The organism is Escherichia sp. AM3, from assembly GCF_032029835.1.
GTDB lineage: Bacteria > Pseudomonadota > Gammaproteobacteria > Enterobacterales > Enterobacteriaceae > Escherichia > Escherichia coli.
Genome location: NZ_JAVUPQ010000955.1, coordinates 1 through 274 on the forward strand (window position 1 = coordinate 1; position 274 = coordinate 274).

Here is a 274-nt window from a genome sequence, read left to right on the forward strand (position 1 = left end):
GTTCAAGATAACAACAGATTTTAACACCTGTGTTGTATATCTGTTTTCAGAGCCAATAAGTTTTGAAAAGTATCTTTTTGCAGTATTAGTAAATTTAATACGAACAGTAGCCAAATGATCATAATAGGCACAAAATTCGGTTAAATTTAAATCCAATCTGTCAGGTATCTTGTTTTTAGATGTTGATATTCCCAATTCATTAGATAGGGTTTTTAAATCATCTCTATTTAAAACTAATGTCGTTGAAGCCAGAACTTTTGCACCTTCTTTTAAG

At 29.9% G+C, this 274-nt stretch carries 1 pseudogene; it reads right to left on the reverse strand.

The features are described 5' to 3' along the window. Positions 1–274, reverse strand: a pseudogene (locus tag RTW80_RS29220) (replication initiation protein); the annotation flags it as partial.